The 1,035-nt window shown below is 37.3% G+C and carries 2 protein-coding genes; both read left to right on the top strand.

All coding sequences use genetic code 11. The features are described 5' to 3' along the window. On the top strand, window positions 1-541 hold a 541-nt coding region (locus COZ07_RS10425; RefSeq protein WP_406608503.1), incomplete at its 5' end, for a hypothetical protein. A 1-nt stretch (window position 542) separates the two neighbouring features. Beyond that, window positions 543-1,035 (top strand): hypothetical protein (locus tag COZ07_RS10430; protein ID WP_406608504.1); only part of this gene is annotated, 493 nt, incomplete at its 3' end.

Here is a 1,035-nt window from a genome sequence, read left to right on the forward strand (position 1 = left end):
TTTGTCGGACGGAAAGGTTAATGCCTTAGCCAAACTATTAGGTGTTTCTGAAAGCACACTAAGACCGAAAAGAAGCCTTCTCTGTAAAGCGATTGGCTGTAAATTTTATAATCAAGGGGACGATAAAAATATTTACCATAGCCATTTAGTAAAATGTCGTTTTAATGACCAGATTGTAGATACTTTCAAAGATAAATGTTCTGCTTCTGCTTCAGGGAAGTTTAAGAAATATGGTTTTTTCTGCAATGGGTGTAAGGAGCGATTAGGAACAGCCTATACTGTTCAAAATTCTCCTCAAAAAGACCGAATTGATTTTAAATATGATCAACCGATTAAAGATAAAAAAGGCAAGAAAATTAAAGGGTGTGCTTGTCCTTCTATAACTCAAGACGGAGAGTTGGCTTTTGAATGTTATTGCGGGAATGATACTAGAGATTTTAGGGGACATAAAAATCACGCGGATAAAGAAAAAGATAATAGCAAAGGGCGACAATGGGGTAAAAAAGATTCTAAGTTTAGGGTGGAGAAAGTAGAGGTATAATATGGCTGATGATTTTATTGTAGTAACTTGGACAGCTGGTGATATTATTACCGAAGCAAAACTTGATGATATGGTTGCTAACGACACAGGGTTCAACGATGGAACAGCGATCGGAGATAGCGCTATCATTAACAGGCATATAGGAACAAACGCAGTTTCAGGCGCTCAATTAGGTAAGATGATTGGTTGTATCTTAAGGCGTCAAGCAACACAGTCAATTAACAATACGACTAATACAAAAATTTCTTGGGACAATGAGGATTATGACCCAGACGGATTACACACTTCGGGAGATGTTACAATTCCGACAAATGGAATCTATGCCGTGCTACACGGATTTGTTTTTGCGGGGTCATCAGGAGGTACTTACAGGCAATCAAAACTTTATGTTAATGGTTCTTTATATCAAAATCATGCAGTATCGGTTACAGTAGATCATCCTTATGGGACTATAGTTGATTTATTATCCCTTTCGGCAACAAACACAATATCAA

This window comes from Candidatus Infernicultor aquiphilus (assembly GCF_002784285.1).
GTDB lineage: Bacteria > Atribacterota > Phoenicimicrobiia > Phoenicimicrobiales > Phoenicimicrobiaceae > Infernicultor > Infernicultor aquiphilus.